Annotated in this window: 17 protein-coding genes and 1 tRNA gene; 13 read left to right on the top strand and 5 right to left on the bottom strand. The window is 65.3% G+C overall.

Going from position 1 to position 15,950, the window contains the following annotated elements; translation table 11 throughout:
• Positions 1 to 21 precede the first annotated feature (21 nt).
• A complete protein-coding gene (locus tag RXV90_RS01350) occupies positions 22 to 1,386 on the bottom strand; it encodes a phosphohexomutase domain-containing protein (RefSeq protein WP_316646428.1) in 1,365 nt (454 codons plus the stop codon).
• A gap of 11 nt (positions 1,387 to 1,397) precedes the next feature.
• Positions 1,398 to 1,688 carry a putative quinol monooxygenase gene (locus tag RXV90_RS01345; protein ID WP_316646427.1) on the bottom strand — a complete coding sequence of 97 codons (291 nt, stop codon included), beginning with the start codon at positions 1,686 to 1,688 and terminating at the stop codon, positions 1,398 to 1,400.
• A gap of 156 nt (positions 1,689 to 1,844) precedes the next feature.
• Between RXV90_RS01345 and RXV90_RS01340 the strand changes: the two genes are divergently transcribed.
• The 5 genes from RXV90_RS01340 (at position 1,845) to RXV90_RS01320 (ending at position 6,451) form a co-directional block, all read left to right on the top strand.
• Positions 1,845 to 2,783, top strand: coding sequence for a pirin family protein (locus RXV90_RS01340; RefSeq protein WP_316646426.1), 939 nt, complete (start codon positions 1,845 to 1,847; stop codon positions 2,781 to 2,783).
• Positions 2,784 to 2,852: 69 nt separating this feature from the next.
• Complete coding sequence (locus RXV90_RS01335) at positions 2,853 to 4,256, top strand: sulfatase-like hydrolase/transferase (RefSeq protein ID WP_316646425.1); 1,404 nt, start codon at positions 2,853 to 2,855, stop codon at positions 4,254 to 4,256.
• A complete protein-coding gene (locus RXV90_RS01330) occupies positions 4,253 to 5,230 on the top strand; it encodes a DMT family transporter (protein ID WP_316646424.1) in 978 nt (325 codons plus the stop codon). Before RXV90_RS01335 ends, RXV90_RS01330 begins: the two co-directional genes overlap by 4 nt.
• A gap of 158 nt (positions 5,231 to 5,388) precedes the next feature.
• Positions 5,389 to 5,465: transfer RNA gene (locus RXV90_RS01325), tRNA-Asp, on the top strand.
• Positions 5,466 to 5,596: 131 nt separating this feature from the next.
• Positions 5,597 to 6,451, top strand: a complete 855-nt coding sequence (locus tag RXV90_RS01320; protein ID WP_316646423.1) for an alpha/beta fold hydrolase — start codon at positions 5,597 to 5,599, stop codon at positions 6,449 to 6,451.
• A 77-nt stretch (positions 6,452 to 6,528) separates the two neighbouring features.
• Here the strand turns inward: RXV90_RS01320 and RXV90_RS01315 are convergent, their stop codons facing one another.
• Complete coding sequence (locus tag RXV90_RS01315) at positions 6,529 to 7,905, bottom strand: dipeptidase (RefSeq protein ID WP_316646422.1); 1,377 nt, start codon at positions 7,903 to 7,905, stop codon at positions 6,529 to 6,531.
• Positions 7,906 to 8,111: 206 nt separating this feature from the next.
• Between RXV90_RS01315 and hemA the strand changes: the two genes are divergently transcribed.
• From hemA to RXV90_RS01295, 4 genes are all read left to right on the top strand, one after another.
• On the top strand, positions 8,112 to 9,335 hold the full coding sequence (gene hemA, locus RXV90_RS01310; protein ID WP_316646421.1) for a 5-aminolevulinate synthase: 1,224 nt from the start codon (positions 8,112 to 8,114) through the stop codon (positions 9,333 to 9,335).
• Positions 9,336 to 9,439: 104 nt separating this feature from the next.
• A complete protein-coding gene (locus RXV90_RS01305; protein ID WP_316646420.1) occupies positions 9,440 to 10,747 on the top strand; it encodes a helix-turn-helix domain-containing protein in 1,308 nt (435 codons plus the stop codon).
• 80 nt (positions 10,748 to 10,827) lie between these two features.
• The gene (gene ispG, locus RXV90_RS01300) at positions 10,828 to 11,949 is read left to right on the top strand and encodes a flavodoxin-dependent (E)-4-hydroxy-3-methylbut-2-enyl-diphosphate synthase (protein WP_316646419.1); all 1,122 of its coding nucleotides are present in this window, start codon (positions 10,828 to 10,830) and stop codon (positions 11,947 to 11,949) included.
• 10 nt (positions 11,950 to 11,959) lie between these two features.
• On the top strand, positions 11,960 to 13,129 hold the full coding sequence (locus tag RXV90_RS01295) for a mandelate racemase/muconate lactonizing enzyme family protein (RefSeq protein WP_316646418.1): 1,170 nt from the start codon (positions 11,960 to 11,962) through the stop codon (positions 13,127 to 13,129).
• Positions 13,130 to 13,139: 10 nt separating this feature from the next.
• On the opposite strand, the gene RXV90_RS01290 is transcribed toward RXV90_RS01295, so the two are convergent.
• Positions 13,140 to 13,553 (bottom strand): DUF1801 domain-containing protein, encoded by a 414-nt coding sequence (locus tag RXV90_RS01290; protein WP_316646417.1) that lies wholly within the window; start codon positions 13,551 to 13,553, stop codon positions 13,140 to 13,142.
• Positions 13,554 to 13,610: 57 nt separating this feature from the next.
• Here RXV90_RS01290 and RXV90_RS01285 point away from each other — a divergent pair, with 57 nt between their 5' ends.
• Positions 13,611 to 14,036 (top strand): PaaI family thioesterase, encoded by a 426-nt coding sequence (locus RXV90_RS01285; protein ID WP_316646416.1) that lies wholly within the window; start codon positions 13,611 to 13,613, stop codon positions 14,034 to 14,036.
• On the opposite strand, the gene RXV90_RS01280 is transcribed toward RXV90_RS01285, so the two are convergent.
• Positions 14,033 to 14,191, bottom strand: coding sequence for a hypothetical protein (locus RXV90_RS01280; protein ID WP_316646415.1), 159 nt, complete (start codon positions 14,189 to 14,191; stop codon positions 14,033 to 14,035). The genes RXV90_RS01285 and RXV90_RS01280 overlap by 4 nt on opposite strands.
• A gap of 258 nt (positions 14,192 to 14,449) precedes the next feature.
• On the opposite strand from RXV90_RS01280, the gene rplM reads away from it, so the two are divergent.
• The 3 genes from rplM (at position 14,450) to RXV90_RS01265 (ending at position 15,861) form a co-directional block, all read left to right on the top strand.
• Positions 14,450 to 14,908: a 50S ribosomal protein L13 gene (rplM, locus tag RXV90_RS01275; RefSeq protein ID WP_316646414.1), complete on the top strand. Its 459-nt coding sequence runs from the start codon at positions 14,450 to 14,452 to the stop codon at positions 14,906 to 14,908.
• A 5-nt stretch (positions 14,909 to 14,913) separates the two neighbouring features.
• A complete protein-coding gene (rpsI, locus tag RXV90_RS01270) occupies positions 14,914 to 15,411 on the top strand; it encodes a 30S ribosomal protein S9 (RefSeq protein ID WP_316646413.1) in 498 nt (165 codons plus the stop codon).
• A gap of 165 nt (positions 15,412 to 15,576) precedes the next feature.
• Positions 15,577 to 15,861 (top strand): DUF4342 domain-containing protein, encoded by a 285-nt coding sequence (locus tag RXV90_RS01265; protein ID WP_316646412.1) that lies wholly within the window; start codon positions 15,577 to 15,579, stop codon positions 15,859 to 15,861.
• Positions 15,862 to 15,950 lie beyond the last annotated feature (89 nt).

Raw genomic sequence — 15,950 nt, 5'->3', positions numbered from 1 at the left:
GGTGCGCTTGGCAAAGTGCCGTCAGCTCAGCGCGTCCGATACACGCTTCATGACGCCCTGCAAGATCTCTTCTGTAGCTTCCGGGCTCTCCGCCTCTGAATAGACCCTGAACTCGGGCGCGTTCCCCGACGGCCGCAGATGGGCGATCCGTCCGCTGCCGAACGTCACCCTCAACCCGTCGGTCCGGTCCACGTCCGCGACTGGCCCAAGCCCTTCGAACAGCCCGCTTGCCCCGGGGTCGAGCGCGGCGACGAATGGCCCGGACACAGCGCTCTCGATGCCCTGCAGGCGATCGGCGGCAGTGAAGCGCGCGGGCAGCCGCGCGACCAGATCGGCAAGGCTCAGGCCCTCCGCCCGCGCCATGGCCAGCGGGGCGACGATCGGCAGCACGCTGTCCCGCGTCATCAGGGCGGGTAGGCTCCGGTCTTCCCGCACCGCTTCGAACCCGGTCAGAAAGCCGCCATTCGGCTCGTAGCCCACGGGCTTGCCGCCTGTCGTCCCCTCGATCCCGGCAATGACGAAAGGTGACCCGATCGCGGTCCGTATCACCTTGAACCGGTCCATCAGATCGACGCAGGAATTCGCGGAAACCGGCGTCACCACCGTATCGGCGTCAAGCCAGAGCGCCGTCAGCGGACCCAGCCGGTCACCCGGCACGATCCGCCCCTCCGCATCGGTCACCATCGGACGGTCCCCGTCACCATCGGTCGAGACGATCGCGTCAAGCCCGTGCGCGCCCGCCCATTCGGCCAGCCGCGCCCGCATCCCGGGCTCGACGGCCTCGGTATCGACGGGGATGAACTGTTCCGACCGTCCAAGCCGCACCACTTCGGCCCCGAGATCGCTCAGGATATCGCCCAAGACCTCCCGTGCCGCCGAGGAATGCTCATAAAGCCCGAGCGTCATGCCCCGAAGCGCATCAGGCCCGAAGAAGGCCCCGTATCGCGCGCGGTAGGCGGGGAGGGCGGCGGCATGGGGCTCAAGCGCCCCGGGCCCGCAGTCGAGCGGGGCGAAACCCGCAGAGATCGCCGTCTCGTCCGCCTTCGTGATCTCGCCATCGGCGGTGTAGAACTTCAGCCCGTTCCGGTCGTCCGGAATATGGCTTCCCGTCACCATGACTGCCGCGGTTCCCTTCGCGGCGGCGGCCATCGCCAGGGCCGGTGTCGGCAACACCCCGCAATCAAGCGCCCTCAACCCCCGCGCCGCGACGGCCCCTGCCACGGCGGCGGCGATTCTCCCCGACGAGGCGCGCAGATCGCGGCCGATCAGGACGGTTCCATCCATTACGGTGGTCGCCAGAAACGCCTCCGTATATCCCGCGCAGAGGGGATCGGTGAGTTCGCTCACCAGCCCCCGAAGCCCGCTTGTGCCGAATTTCGGTGCCATCGCCGCCGCTCCTATGTCTCGACCCGGTGAAAGGTCCCTACGGTTTTCGAGGCGACAAGCGGCGCAACAGCCTGGTCGAACGCCGCGAAGTGGGGCGCGTTCAGATGCGCCTCGAACGCCGCCCGGTCCGCATAGATCTCGTAAAGCAGAACCTGCTCCGGATCCGTCTCGCCCACGCAGACGTCGAACTGCAAACACCCCGGCTCTTCGCGAAGCGAAGTTTCCGCCTGCCGCACCATCTGTTCCATGAATGCGTCCACGGCCCCTTCGACAATCTCGAACGCGACGAGCACGACGTACATCCTGGCCTCCTCCAGCCCCATACTCCTACACATCCCCCGCGCAGCGAAAGGTCAAGCCTCGCATCGCAGAACGGGTTCTGTGCAAAAAGCGCCAATGAAGAAATCGGCCCAAGGGTATATCTATTGAAGCATCACCCGAGCCGGAGATTTCGACACATGAGCTGGAACCCCGCCCTGGATCCCCATTGCCCCACCGGCGACGCGGTCAATGCCGTCGAAACCGTCATTATCCCCCGCGCCCGCGATATCGGCGGCTTCGAAGTGCGCCGAGCACTTCCTGCCCCGCGCCGCCAGATGGTGGGCCCCTTTATCTTCTTCGACCAGATGGGCCCGCCAGAGCTTCTGCCCTCCCGTGGCCTCGACGTGCGCCCGCATCCCCATATCGGGCTTGCGACGATCTCCTATCTCTACCGCGGCCGGATGCACCATCGCGACAGCCTCGGCACCGACAGCTGGATCGAACCTGGCGCGGTGAACTGGATGGTCGCGGGCAACGGCATCACCCATTCCGAACGCACCGACGACGCGACGCAGACCGATCCGATGCCCTTCTTCGGTATCCAAACCTGGGTCGCCCTGCCGAAGGATCACGAAGACCGCGCGCCCGCGTTCCAGCATGCCCCGGCCAGCGCACTTCCCCGGATGGACGGCGAGGGCAAGGAAGTGCGCCTGATCCTCGGCCGCGCCTATGGCGAGACCGCGCCGGTCGCGGTGGCCTCCGAAATGTTCTACGCCGACGCGATCCTCGCTCCGGGAGCGAAGCTCCCTCTGCCGGACGATCACGAGGATCGCGGCGCCTATGTTGTCGAAGGCAGCGTTAACATTGCGGGCCAGATGTACGAGGCCGGCCAGATGATGGTTTTCCGTCCCGGCGACCGGGTCTCCGTCACGGCGGGCGAAACCGGGGCCCGCCTCATGCTTCTCGGCGGTGAAACCCTCGAAGGCCCGCGTTACATCTGGTGGAACTTCGTGGCATCCTCGAAGGAACGCATCGAAGAGGCGAAAGAAGCCTGGCGCCGCGAAGACTGGGGGCAGGGCCGCTTTTCCCTTCCTGTCGGGGACGGTGCAGAGTTCATCCCGCTCCCCGGACGTTGACGCCCCGAAACGGCATCCGATGTCGCGGGCAGGCAAGACCTGGCCGCCCGTCCGCGCCACCCCTAAAGCATGACGCAACCGCGCAATATCCTCGTCCTGATTTCGGACGAACACCGGCGCGATGCGATGGGTGCGGCCGGGCACTCCCATGTAAAGACGCCCCATCTCGATGCGCTCTGCGGCGCTGGCACCCGCTTTCTGAACACCTACACACCCTCTCCGATGTGCGTGCCGGCCCGCGCTGCGCTCGCCACCGGCCGGCCCGTCCATGCCATCGGTCACTGGGACAGCGCAACGCCCTATGCGGGCCAGCCCCGAAGCTGGATGCACGATCTGCGCGACAGCGGTCTGGAGGTTACCTCCATAGGCAAGCTGCACTTTCGCAATGCCACCGACGATACGGGGTTTTCGGAACAGATCCTGCCGATGCATGTCATTGGCAACGGCTGGACGGTCGGCCTCCTCCGCGACGACCCGCCGCCCTATACAGGCGCCGCGGAACTTGCCGCGGATGTCGGCGTGGGACCGAGCGATTACACCGATTACGACCGACGGATCACCGAAGCCGCGACGGCCTGGCTTGCCGCCCCCGAACGTCACGACACGCCGTGGTGCGCTTTCGTCTCCCTCGTCAGCCCGCATTACCCCCTGATAGCGCCTGAGGAGTGCCTCGCCCTCTACGATCCCGACACGCTCGATCCCCCTGTCGGCACGCTGCCCGATCACCCCGAACTCCGCGCCATCGAAGGTTTCTTCAACTACGGCGCCCATTTCGACGACGCCACGGCCCGCGCCGCCCGCGCGGCCTACTACGCCCTCGTCACCTTCATGGATCGCGCGGTGGGCCGGATCCTCGCGGCCCTCGATGCGTCCGGGCAGAGAGACGATACGCTGATCCTCTACACATCGGACCACGGCGAAATGCTGGGGGATCACGGGTTCTGGACCAAGCAGGTGATGTACGAGGCCTCCGCCGGCGTTCCCCTCGTCATCGCCGGCCCGGGTGTCCTGCAAGGCGCGACCTGCGCCACCCCGGCTTCGCTTCTCGATATTGCGCCCACCTTGCGGGCCGCGGCGGGCCTCGAACCCGGCGAAGGGCAAGGGGCCGATCTCCGCACCCTCGCATCGGCACCCTGCGATCCCGACCGCACGGTCTTCTCAGAATACCACGACGGCGGCTCCACCACGGCGGCCTTCATGGTCCGCTGGTCGGAATGGAAATACGTTCACTATCCGGGACAATCCCCGCAGCTCTTCAACCTCGCCGACGATCCTGACGAACTGAGAGATCTCGGCGCCGATCCGTCTCATGCCGCCAACCGATCCGACGGGCTCGCCCGCCTCATGCAGATCTGTGATCCCGACGCCGTCAACACGCGCGCCTTCGCCGACCAGCGCCGCCGGATCGAAGACCTGGGAGGGGCAGAGTCGCTGCGCACCGCGCCCACCTTCAACCACACGCCCACCCCATGACGGCGCTCGACCAGACCGACACGGCGCAGAGCCGCGGGATCCTCCTGCTTATCCTCGCGATGGTCCTGATCTCGATCAACGACATGCTGATCAAGGGGCTGAGCGATCGCTTTCCCCTGCACCAGATCGTTCTCATCCGGTCCATGGTCGCGATCGTGCTGACCATGGTCTTCATCCGCTGGGAAGGCGGGTTCCGCATCCTCCGCACCGATCGCCCCTGGCTCCATGCCTTCCGGGCGCTTCTCCTCGTTGGTGCGAACCTCTTCTATTTCGCGGCCCTCGCCACGCTTCCCCTTGCCGAAGCCAACGCGCTCTTCTTCGTGGCGCCGATCCTGATCACGCTCCTCCAGATCCCGATCCTGCGGGTCCAGGTCGGCCCTCGCCGCATCCTGGCCGTGCTCGCGGGCTTTCTCGGTGTGCTCGTCATTCTCGGGCCGGGGATTGCGGGCGGGGCAGGAAACTTGCCGCTCTGGGCGCTCCTTCTGCCGCTCGCGGCGGCCTCCTGCTATGCGCTCATGCAGGTCCTCACCCGATTGCTTGGCGCGAAAAGCGCCGCCTCGGCCATGGCCTTCTACGTGCAGGGCACGTTCATCCTTGTCGGGCTCGGCTTTGGCTTCATCGCTGGCGATGGCCGCTATGCAGAGGGGCTCGACAACCCAAGCCTCCTCTTCCTCCTGCGGCCCTGGATCTGGCCCGGCCCCTCCGACTGGCTGCTCCTCGTATCGATCGGTCTCTTCATCGCGGTCGTGGGCTACGCCATCGCGCAGGCCTATCGCATCTCCGATCCGGCTACGATCGCGCCCTTCGAATACACCGCGCTTCCGCTCGCCGTGCTCTGGGGGGTGCTGTTCTTCGACGATATCCCGGGCCCCGAGACGCTTCTGGGCATCGTCCTGATCGCGGGCGCGGGCATCTTCGTCGTCCTGCGCGAACGCCGCCTCGGCAACCCGCCGCCAAAGGGCCCGCTGCGCTGAAGGATCACCCGACCGCGCGGCCTCGCCGCGGGAAACGCATGCCGCTCGGCGGACCGCACAAAAACCGCCCCCGGCAGGCGCGATCGCGCTTGACGTCCCAGCATGGCGGCCCTAGAACCCCCGACACACCCGATCACTGATCGGGGTCCAGGCAGTCGGCGGTTGTAGCTCAGTTGGTTAGAGTACCGGCCTGTCACGCCGGGGGTCGCGGGTTCGAGCCCCGTCAACCGCGCCACTGACCTCAGGAATCGAACGGGCCCCGCACTGCGCGGGGCCTTTTCGTGTCCGGCCCTCTCCGAACGGCCATTCCTATCTCTTCCGCCGCCCGCTAGCCTGCCCCTGACGCACCGCCCTGGATCCCGCCCCATGACCCAAGACGACATCGCCCTGATCGAACCGGCCTACGACACAGCCGGGGACGGTGCCCCCGTACTCCTCCTTCACGGCTTCCCCCAGACCCGCGCCATGTGGCGCCGCGTGCTGCCGCATCTCGTGCCGGGCTACACTTGCGTCACCGCCGATCTCCGTGGCTATGGCGCCTCGCCCAAGCCCGCCGCCGATCGGCCCGATACCTACAGCTTCCGCGCCATGGCGGCCGACATGGCGGCACTGATGAGCGGCCTCGGGCACGACCGCTTCCACCTCGTCGGGCACGATCGCGGTGCCCGCGTCGCCTATCGCCTCGCGCGCGATCATCCGGGCCGGCTCCTCAGCCTCACGCTCATGGATATCGTGCCCACCGATCACCTGCTCGACACATGGTCGGCCGAGGTCGGCCGCGCCTATTATCACTGGACGTTCCTTGCCCAGCCCGCGCCGCTCCCCGAATCCATGATCGCGGCCGATCCCGATGCCTTCTACGAAAGCTGCCTTCTCGGCTGGGGCAGCGCCGAGCTTTCCCAGTTCCCCGATCTCGAGGCCTATCGCGCCGCGTGGCGCACCCCCGACGCGATCCGCGCCATGACGGCGGATTACCGCGCCGTCTTCGATGTCGACTGGCCGATGGATCGCGCCGAAGGCCTCCGCACGCTCGATCTGCCAAGCTTCGTTCTCTACGGGGAAGACGGTGCCATGGCGCGCCTCTACGACGTGCCCGCCACCTGGGTCCCGCGCCTCACCTCGATGACGGCGCGCGCCATGCCGGGCGGCCATTTCTTCGTCGATCAGCACCCCGATGACACCGGCGCCGCCTTGCGCGAGTTCCTCGACAGCGTCACGTGAGGCGGCCCTTCATTCTGGCCGCAATACTCCAGTGGGGCCGACCGGAGGCAGGCGGGGGCAGCGCCCCCTCCATACCCTCAGCCTTGCGAAAGCGCCGCCAGCACCCGCGCCCAGCTCCGCGTGCCCTTCTGAAACGCCTCCAGGTCGTACTTCTCGTTCGGTGAGTGCAGCCCGTCATCCTCGCGGCTGAACCCGATCAGCATCGATGGCATCCCCAGGATCCGCTCGAAATGCCCGGCAATCGGGATCGATCCGCCCGACCCCGCGAAGGCGGCCTCGCGCGGCCATTCGTCCGACAGCGCCTTGCGCGCGGCCTCGAAAGCCGGGTCATCCGTCGGCATCACGCTCGCCGTTCCCGTGCTGTGCCCGATGAACTCGACCGTGCAATCGGGGGGCAGCATCCCCTCGACCATCGCGCGAAAACTCTTGCGGATCGCATGGGGATCCTGCGTGCCGACCAGCCGGAAACTCACTTTCGCGCGCGCTTCCGCCGGCAGCACGGTCTTGAAGCCTTCGCCGGTATAGCCGCCGCTGATCCCGTTGATCTCGCAGGTCGGGCGCGCCCAGATCTGTTCCAGCACCGACCGCCCGGCCTCGCCCGCCGGTTCCGACAGCCCGACGGCACCGAGATACCCCTCTCCGTCGAAGCCAAGCGCCTCCCACTGCGCGCGAATCTCTTCGGGAAGTTCGGTTACCCCGTCATAGAAGCCGGGGACGGTGATACGTCCCGTCTCGTCATGAAGCGCGGCAAGGATCTTTGCCAGAACCTGGATCGGGTTTCGCGCCGCCCCGCCATACATCCCCGAATGCAGGTCGCGGTCGGGCCCCCGGATGATCAGTTCCTCACCCATAAGCCCGCGCAGCATCGTCGTGATCGCCGGCGTCTCGGGATCGAACATGCCCGTGTCGCAGATCAGCGCGAGATCCGCGGTCAGCATCTCCCTGTGCCCTTCCATGAACGGCACCAGCGACGGCGATCCGATCTCTTCCTCGCCCTCGAACAGGAACGAGATCCTGCAGGGCAGGGCGCCATGTGCGGCGATCCACGCGCGGCAGGCCTCGACGAAGGTCATCAGCTGCCCCTTGTCGTCGCTCGTGCCGCGACCCCGAATCACGGGGCCGTTCGGGGTGTCTTCCACGGCCGGATCGAACGGGTCCCGCGTCCAGAGGTTCAGGGGATCGACCGGCTGCACGTCGTAATGCCCGTAGAACAGAAGGTGCGGCGCGCCCTCGCCGATCTGGCCGGTGACCATCGGGTGCCGGGGCGTGGCGTGTTTCTCCACCGATGCACCCAGCGATCTCAGATCGTCGACCAGCCAGTCCGCGGCCCGGTCGACATCGCCCGCAAAGGCCGGATCGGTCGAGATCGACGGGATGCGCAAGAGCGCCAGCAACCGCTCCAGCGCCGCATCGCGATCGCTGTCGATCCGCTGCAATACCTGTTCCAAAGCCATCTCGCTGCCTCCTGCCTGTCACCTCTCGCGGCGGACCCTATCAGCCGCCTCCGTCCTGTCCATACAGCACGCAAAACAGGGGCAGGGCGGGCAGATGGTCATAGTCGGACGAATGTGAATTGATCTATGTCAGGGCACCTTATCTCCGCGGTTGTTATCTCGACTCGAAACATATAGAAAAACGTGAATAGGAAGGGAGTCAGACGGTGGACTACACCGCAGAGTTGGATCGGGCGCTCAAGGCGCTGCACGACGAAGGGCGGTATCGCACCTTCATCGATATCGAGCGCCGCAAGGGCAACTTTCCGCATGCGGTCTGGCGCCGTCCCGACGGCACCGAACGGCCTGTCACGGTCTGGTGCGGGAACGATTACCTCGGCATGGGCCAGCACCCGGTTGTCCTCGCGGCAATGCACGAGGCCCTCGATGCCACCGGTGCGGGGTCGGGCGGCACGCGCAACATCTCGGGCACCACGGTCTATCACAAGCGTCTCGAGGCAGAGCTGGCGGATCTGCACTGCAAGGAAGCGGCCCTTCTCTTCACCTCGGCCTATATCGCGAACGACGCGACGCTCTCGACCCTGCCAAAGCTCTTTCCGGGCCTCATCATCTATTCCGACGCGCTCAACCACGCCTCGATGATCGAGGGCATCCGCCGCAACGGCGGGCAGAAGCGAATCTTCCGCCACAACGATCTGGGTCACCTGCGCGAGATGCTCGAAGCCGACGATCCGGCGGCTCCGAAACTCATCGCCTTCGAATCGATCTACTCGATGGATGGCGATTTCGGGCCGATCGAGGCGATCTGCGATCTCGCCGATGAATTCGGCGCGCTCACCTATATCGACGAAGTGCACGCCGTCGGCATGTATGGCCCCCGCGGCGCAGGCGTGGCCGAGCGTGACGGTCTCATGGGCCGGATCGACATCATCAACGGCACCCTAGCCAAGGCTTATGGCGTGATGGGCGGCTATATCGCGGCCAGCGCGAAAATGTGCGATGCCATCCGCTCTTACGCGCCGGGATTCATCTTCACCACCTCGCTGCCGCCCGCGGTCGCGGCGGGGGCGGCGGCCTCAGTCCGCCACCTCAAGTCGGATCAGACCTTGCGCGACCAGCATCAGACCCAGGCGAAGATCCTGAAGACCCGCCTCAAGGGCCTCGGCCTTCCGCTGATCGACCACGGCTCGCATATCGTGCCGGTGATCGTGGGCGATCCGGTTCATACGAAACTTCTGTCGGATATGCTGCTCGAAGATCACGGCATCTACGTCCAGCCGATCAATTTCCCCACAGTGCCCCGTGGGACGGAACGGCTTCGTTTCACCCCGTCGCCGGTTCACGGACCGCGTGAAATCGAGGCTCTCGTGCGTGCGATGGACCAACTTTGGTCCCATTGTGCGCTCAATCGTGCCGACCTTTCCGCCTAACCCCACCACAGGTGCGATTTTTTTGGCGTGTGTTAAGGTGAGGACGTTACGCCTCCGACGATTCTGCTGTATGTCGGAGACAAGCGAGTAAAGGGGCAGAATGCATGAAAAGGCGTGACGGGACGCCGGATGCATCCGCGTTCGAATCCATGAAGGGGTTCGACGACTTTGACGTGCGCCTTGGCGACGTCATGCGCGGGGAGCGTGCGACGCTCGGAAAATCCCTTCTCGATGTACAACGCGACCTTAAAATCAAGGCGACTTACATCGCCGCGATCGAAAACGCCGATCCCTCGGCCTTCGAATCGCCGGGCTTTGTCGCGGGCTACGTCCGTTCCTATGCGCGCTATCTCGGGCTCGATCCTGAATGGGCCTTCCAGACTTTCTGCGAAGAAGGCGCCTTCGAAAGCCAGGCGGGCCTCGTTCAGCCCTCGGGCAAGACCGGGAAAACCGGCAGGGGCGGCAAGGCGAAGGACGGCAAGGCCCCGCAGTCGAAATCGCCGGGGATTCGCGATCCTTTCAAGCAGCCCTCGGTTTCCTACATTCCCTCGGGAGAGGCGCGTTTCTCCAATATCGAGCCTGGCGCGGTCGGCTCGGTCGCGGTGCTTCTCGCCCTCGTCGCGGCCATCGGGTACGGCGGCTGGTCGGTTCTGCAGGAAGTGCAGAAGGTTCAGTTCACGCCGATCGACGAAACCCCGGGTGTCCTGTCACAGCTCGATCCCGTGGCGCCGCTGCCCGATCCGGCGGTGGAAACCGGGGAAGAGGAAAACCCGTCTACCGATATCGCGGCGCTGTCGCCGCCAACGCCCGAGGCTTTCGATCGTCTCTACCGGCCCCAGGCCCTCGACGTTCCGGTACTGGTCGCCCGCGACGGCCCGATCGCCACCATCGAACCGGGCTCGCTCGGCGTCTTTACCGATCCGCCCCGCCCGCCGTCCGAGCGGACTGAACTCGCTGGCGCGGCACCGTCCTTCCTACCCTCCAGCGTGACGGGCGCCAGCCCGCTACCCGAAGAAATCGACACCGCACTCGCGGCCGCAACGCCGGTCCAGGTCAGCGAATCGGGCCCGCCCGAGGTCGCGCTCTTCGCCGTGCGGCCCTCCTGGGTGCGCGTGCGCTCGTCTGACGGCACCGTGATCTTCGAAAAGATCCTCGACGCCGGCGAACGCTTCGTCCTTCCCCAGACGGAAGAGGCCCACAGCCTGCGCGCCGGCAACGCGGGTTCACTCTACTTCACCGTGGGGGATCAGACTTTCGGGCCCGCCGGCGATGGCGCCTCGGTCGTGCGCGACGTCGCCCTGTCCGCCACCGTGCTGCCGCAGACCTACGCGCTCGCCGATCCCGAGGCCGACGCCGATCTCGCCCGCTTCGTGGCGGTGGCCGAGGCCCAGTCCCCAGAACCCGTCCAGTAGCGGCAGAGGTGCGCATTGTCGCGGCGCGGGCCATCCCCTAGATTGGCCTCAACTGACCGAGTGAAGGCCCGACTGACGCGATGACCCACAACCCCGTCCGCCCCTGGCGCAATATCGACAGGCGCGTATCCCGCCGGATCATGGTGGGCAACGTCCCCGTCGGCGGCGATGCCCCGATCTCCGTCCAGACCATGACGAACACCGCCACAACGGATGTGGCCGCCACCATCGCCCAGGTCCAGGCGGCGGCGGAGGCGGGCGCAGATATCGTCCGCGTCTCCACGCCCGACGAGGCATCGACGAAAGCGCTCGCCGAAATCGTCCGCGAAAGCCCCGTGCCGATCGTCGCCGACATCCACTTCCACTACAAACGCGCCATCGAGGCGGCTGAGGCGGGCGCGGCCTGCCTCAGGATCAACCCGGGCAATATCGGTTCCGAAGATCGGGTTCGCGAGGTCATCCGTGCCGCGAAGGATCACGGCTGCGCCATCCGCATTGGCGTCAACGCGGGCAGCCTCGAAAAGCACCTTCTGGAAAAATACGGAGAACCGTGCCCCGAGGCGATGGTCGAAAGCGGCCTCGACCACATCAAAATCCTCGAAGACAACGATTTCTTCGAATTCAAGATCTCCTGCAAGGCGTCCGACGTCTTCCTCGCCGCCGCCGCCTACCAGGCGCTCAGCGAAGCCACCGATGCCCCGATCCATCTTGGCATCACCGAGGCGGGCGGCCTTGTCTCCGGCACGATCAAATCCGCCATCGGCCTCGGCAATCTCCTCTGGATGGGCATCGGCGATACGATCCGGGTCTCGCTCTCTGCCGATCCGGTGGAAGAGGTGAAGGTCGGCTTCGAGATCCTGAAATCCCTCGGCCTCCGCCACCGCGGCGTCAACATCATCTCATGTCCATCCTGCGCGCGGCAGGGCTTCGACGTCATCAAGACGGTCGAAACCCTCGAAAAGCGCCTGGAACACATCAAGACGCCCATGTCGCTCTCGATCATCGGCTGCGTGGTGAACGGGCCGGGCGAGGCCCTGATGACGGATGTCGGCTTCACCGGTGGCGGGGCGGGCTCCGGCATGGTCTATCTCGCCGGCAAGCAAAGCCACAAACTCTCGAATGACGAAATGGTCGAACACATCGTCGAGCAGGTGGAAAAGAAAGCGGCCGAGATCGAGGCCACCCGCGAAGCCGCCGAATAAAGGCCCGAAAATGCGCATCACAGACATCCGGGACGGCGTCGTTCCGATCTCAAGCCCTATCCGCAACGCCTATATCGATTTCTCCAAGATGACGGCCTCGGTGGTCGCGGTCGTCACCGATGTCATTCGCGACGGCAAGCCGGTGGTGGGCTACGGCTTCAACTCGAACGGCCGCTACGCCGCCTCGGGCCTCCTGAACGAACGCTTCATGCCCCGGCTGCGCGAGGCCGATCCCGCCTCCCTCCTCACCGACGCGGGCGATAACCTCGATCCCCGCAAGGTCTGGGCCACGCTGATGGCGAACGAAAAGCCCGGCGGGCATGGCGAACGCTCCGTCGCGGTCGGCGTGATCGACATGGCGATCTGGGATGCGGTCGCCAAGATCGCCGGCGTCCCCCTCTACCGCTACCTCGCCGACACCGAAGGCGACGGCAGCCATGACGACAGCGTCTTCGTCTATGCCGCGGGTGGCTACTACTACCCCAGCAAGGACGACCGGCAGTTGCAGGACGAAATGCGCCGCTACCGCGACATGGGCTACGAGGTCGTGAAAATGAAGATCGGCGGCGCGTCGATCGACGAAGATCGCCGCCGGATCGAGGCGGTGCTCGAAATCGTGGGCGAGGGCAGGTGCCTCGCCGTCGACGCCAACGGTCGCTTCGATCTCGATACCGCCATCGCCTATGCCAAGGCTTTGGCCCCCTACGATCTCTTCTGGTACGAAGAGGCGGGCGATCCGCTCGACTATGCCCTGCAGGCCGAACTCGCCAACCACTACGATGGCCCCATGGCCACGGGCGAAAACCTCTTCAGCCATCAGGATGCCCGCAACCTCCTGCGCCACGGTGGCATGCGCCCCGATCGCGACTGGCTGCAATTCGATTGCGCGCTGTCCTATGGCCTCGTCGAATATCTCCGCACACTGGCGCTTCTGCCCGATTACGGATTCACGACCCGCAACGTGATCCCCCATGGCGGCCACCAGCTTTCGCTTAACATCGCTGCCGGTCTCAAGCTCGGCGGCAACGAAAGCTATCCGGAGGTTTTCGCGCCCTTCGGCGGCTTCGCCGACGAGATTCGGGTCGAAAACGGCCGTGTGGGCCTTCCCGACGCCCCGGGCATCGGGTTCGAACACAAACAGGCGCTCATCGACTGCATGCGCGAGGCGACGGCGACCTGAGCGAGGGCGCTCAGGTCGGCTCGACCGGCCAGCGCGTCGCCAGATCGTCAAGCCCGGCACGGATCAGTTCCCGTAACGCACCCTCGTCGATCGCCTCCAGCCGCGCGATATAAAGGCATGACTTGCCCATCTTGTGCGGCCCGATCCGGCCCATGATCTCCGGAAAGCTCGTGTAACCGGGCATGATGTAAATTGTGATCTGTCGCGGCGCGGCGGCAAAGCCGGTGGCGAGCCACCGCCCGGTCCGCCCCGACTTGTAGGAATAGGCGTATTCCCCGTACCCGATCATCCGGCCCGACCATAACTTCGGCTGAAACCCGGTCACGTCCCGGAACAGCGCATCAAGCGTCACGGCCTCCTCCCGCCGCCGCTCCGGCTCGATCGCAGCGACATAGGCCTCGGCGTCCCTCACATGGGCTTTCATCTTGTCCTCCCCGCCGGGTTCAGCGAACTCTAAGTCCCGAATGACGGTGGAGGAAGCATGGACCTCAAGATGACACCCGACGATCTGCACGCCTTCCTTGCGGCGGAATTCCCGCAGGTCTGCGAGGATTTCTCGGTGGAAAGCCTGGCCCCCGGCCGCATCGTGATCCGCCACCGCGTGGCAGAGAGGCACCTGCGCCCGGGCGGCACCGTTTCGGGCCCCACGATCTTCGCGCTGGCGGATGTCTCGATCTATCTGGCGATCCTGTCCCGGATCGGGCCGGTGGCGCTTGCGGTGACGACGAACTGCGCCATTGATTTCATGCGGAAACCGGCCGCGGGTCGGGATCTTCTGGGAGAGGGGCGCCTTCTGAAGCTCGGGCGGCGCCTCGCGGTGGGGGATGTGCTGATCCGCTCCGAGGGCAGCGACGATATCGTCGCGCGAGCCAGCCTCACCTACGCGATACCCCCGAACGCGAGTTAGGCGGCGGCGTCGCGGATCTCGGCGACGACAAGCCCGACGAACAGCATCGCAAGCGCGCCGCCGGCGACGAGGAACGGCATGCCCGACACGTTCAGCACAAGTGCCGCGCTCACCATGCCAAGGGCCGTGAAAATCAGGAAGAGGGTGGTCGCCATCGGAAACTCCGCACAATCGTCAAAACACATGAAGGAAGTTACCGTGGCGGGGTGGATCGTTCTGCGAACCAGATCACAAAGCCGAAAAAATTCGGATATTCTTGGGGTAAAATAATACCTTATTTTTAAACCCCTGAAATAAAACTATTTATTAAGAAAAACACGCCTTGACCAATCCCGCGCAATGCTTAGAACACTGCAATCCCGTACTCGCCGCAGGATCCCTCCTGCGGCTTGCGCGTTCGAAGAGGACAACCAATGAAGACTTTTACCGCAACGCCTGCGGATATCGACAAGAAATGGATCCTGATCGATGCCGAAGGCGTCGTTCTGGGCCGCCTTGCCGCTATCGTGGCGACCCGCCTTCGCGGCAAGCATAAAGCGACGTTCACCCCGCACATGGATATGGGCGATAACGTGATCGTCATCAACGCCGACAAGGTTCAGCTCACCGGCAACAAGCGCGAGAAGCCGAACTACTGGCACACGGGCTACCCGGGCGGCATCAAAAGCCGCACCACGGGCGAAATCCTCGAGGGTGCGCATCCCGAGCGTGTCGTCACACAGGCCGTGAAGCGGATGCTGCCGGGCAACCGCCTGTCGCGCAAGCAGATGACGAACCTCAGGGTCTATGCCGGTGCGGATCATCCGCACGAGGCGCAGAGCCCCGAAGTGCTCGACGTCAAGTCGATGAATTCCAAAAACACGCGGAGCTGAAGCACGTGGCCGATCAAGTCAATTCCCTCGAAGACCTCAAAGAGGCTGTCGGCGGCGACGCCGCGGCAGAGGCGGTCGCAGAGCCGACCATCAACCGCGAGCCCCAGCGCGACGACCTGGGCCGCTCCTATGCAACCGGCAAGCGGAAGGACGCGGTGGCCCGCGTCTGGATCAAGCCGGGTTCGGGCGTCGTCACCGTGAACGGCAAGCCGATTGACACCTACTTCGCGCGGCCCGTGCTGCAGATGATCCTGCGTCAGCCGTTTGAAGTGGCCGGTGTCGATGGTGAATTCGATGTCATGGCGACCGTCAAGGGCGGCGGCCTTTCGGGCCAGGCCGGCGCGGTCAAGCACGGCATCTCGAAAGCGCTTCAGCTTTACGATCCCTCGCTGCGCGGGGCGCTCAAGGCCGCCGGCTTCCTGACCCGCGACAGCCGCGTCGTGGAACGGAAGAAATACGGCAAGGCCAAGGCGCGGAAGAGCTTCCAGTTCTCCAAGCGCTGATCCGGCATCCCGAGATTACGAAAGGGCCCGCCCGCGCGGCGGGCCTTTTTCTTTGCGGCATCCCCCCGGCACGTTCCGCACCTTGACCGTTATCAATCACTGCCCCGAAAAACCGGCCATCCTCCCGCCCACGAGATTCGTTAACATCTTGAGAGGAGGGTGATCGTGACCGACACCACCGAAACCACCGAAAAAATTGAAGTCGACGGAAACCGGTTGATCGACAAGGTCAAGGAACTGGCCAGCGAAAGCCGTGTGAAGCGCCTGCGCATCATCGAACCCGACGGGGATGTCGCCGTCGACATTCCGCTCACCGTGGGCGCCATCGCCGGCGGCGCCGTCGTCCTCGCAGCCCCGGCGCTTGCCGCCATCGGCGCGATCGCGGCACTGGTCAGCCGGGTCAGGATCGAGATCATCCGCGAGGTCGAGGAAACCCCGGCAGACAGCTGATGACACCGGGCGGAGCGGGAAACCTGTACCGGTCCGCCCAAACCCCCTAGGCTGCCCGGCGACAGCACTTCCTTTGACGAAAGACATCG

Source organism: Ovoidimarina sediminis (assembly GCF_032586175.1).
GTDB lineage: Bacteria > Pseudomonadota > Alphaproteobacteria > Rhodobacterales > Rhodobacteraceae > Ovoidimarina > Ovoidimarina sediminis.
The sequence above is the reverse complement of the archived record's forward strand: the minus strand, read 5'-3'. Positions and strand labels throughout refer to the sequence as shown.

What these genes read in the sequence shown, in the direction of transcription:
- RXV90_RS01350 (WP_316646428.1), bottom strand. Translation starts at nt 1,386, where the DNA reads ATGGCACCGAAATTCGGCACAAGCGGGCTTCGGGGGCTGGTGAGCGAA.
- RXV90_RS01345 (WP_316646427.1), bottom strand. Translation starts at nt 1,688, where the DNA reads ATGTACGTCGTGCTCGTCGCGTTCGAGATTGTCGAAGGGGCCGTGGAC.
- RXV90_RS01340 (WP_316646426.1), top strand. Translation starts at nt 1,845, where the DNA reads ATGAGCTGGAACCCCGCCCTGGATCCCCATTGCCCCACCGGCGACGCG.
- RXV90_RS01335 (WP_316646425.1), top strand. Translation starts at nt 2,853, where the DNA reads ATGACGCAACCGCGCAATATCCTCGTCCTGATTTCGGACGAACACCGG.
- RXV90_RS01330 (WP_316646424.1), top strand. Translation starts at nt 4,253, where the DNA reads ATGACGGCGCTCGACCAGACCGACACGGCGCAGAGCCGCGGGATCCTC.
- RXV90_RS01320 (WP_316646423.1), top strand. Translation starts at nt 5,597, where the DNA reads ATGACCCAAGACGACATCGCCCTGATCGAACCGGCCTACGACACAGCC.
- RXV90_RS01315 (WP_316646422.1), bottom strand. Translation starts at nt 7,905, where the DNA reads ATGGCTTTGGAACAGGTATTGCAGCGGATCGACAGCGATCGCGATGCG.
- RXV90_RS01305 (WP_316646420.1), top strand. Translation starts at nt 9,440, where the DNA reads ATGAAAAGGCGTGACGGGACGCCGGATGCATCCGCGTTCGAATCCATG.
- ispG (WP_316646419.1), top strand. Translation starts at nt 10,828, where the DNA reads ATGACCCACAACCCCGTCCGCCCCTGGCGCAATATCGACAGGCGCGTA.
- RXV90_RS01295 (WP_316646418.1), top strand. Translation starts at nt 11,960, where the DNA reads ATGCGCATCACAGACATCCGGGACGGCGTCGTTCCGATCTCAAGCCCT.
- RXV90_RS01290 (WP_316646417.1), bottom strand. Translation starts at nt 13,553, where the DNA reads ATGAAAGCCCATGTGAGGGACGCCGAGGCCTATGTCGCTGCGATCGAG.
- RXV90_RS01285 (WP_316646416.1), top strand. Translation starts at nt 13,611, where the DNA reads ATGGACCTCAAGATGACACCCGACGATCTGCACGCCTTCCTTGCGGCG.
- RXV90_RS01280 (WP_316646415.1), bottom strand. Translation starts at nt 14,191, where the DNA reads ATGGCGACCACCCTCTTCCTGATTTTCACGGCCCTTGGCATGGTGAGC.
- rplM (WP_316646414.1), top strand. Translation starts at nt 14,450, where the DNA reads ATGAAGACTTTTACCGCAACGCCTGCGGATATCGACAAGAAATGGATC.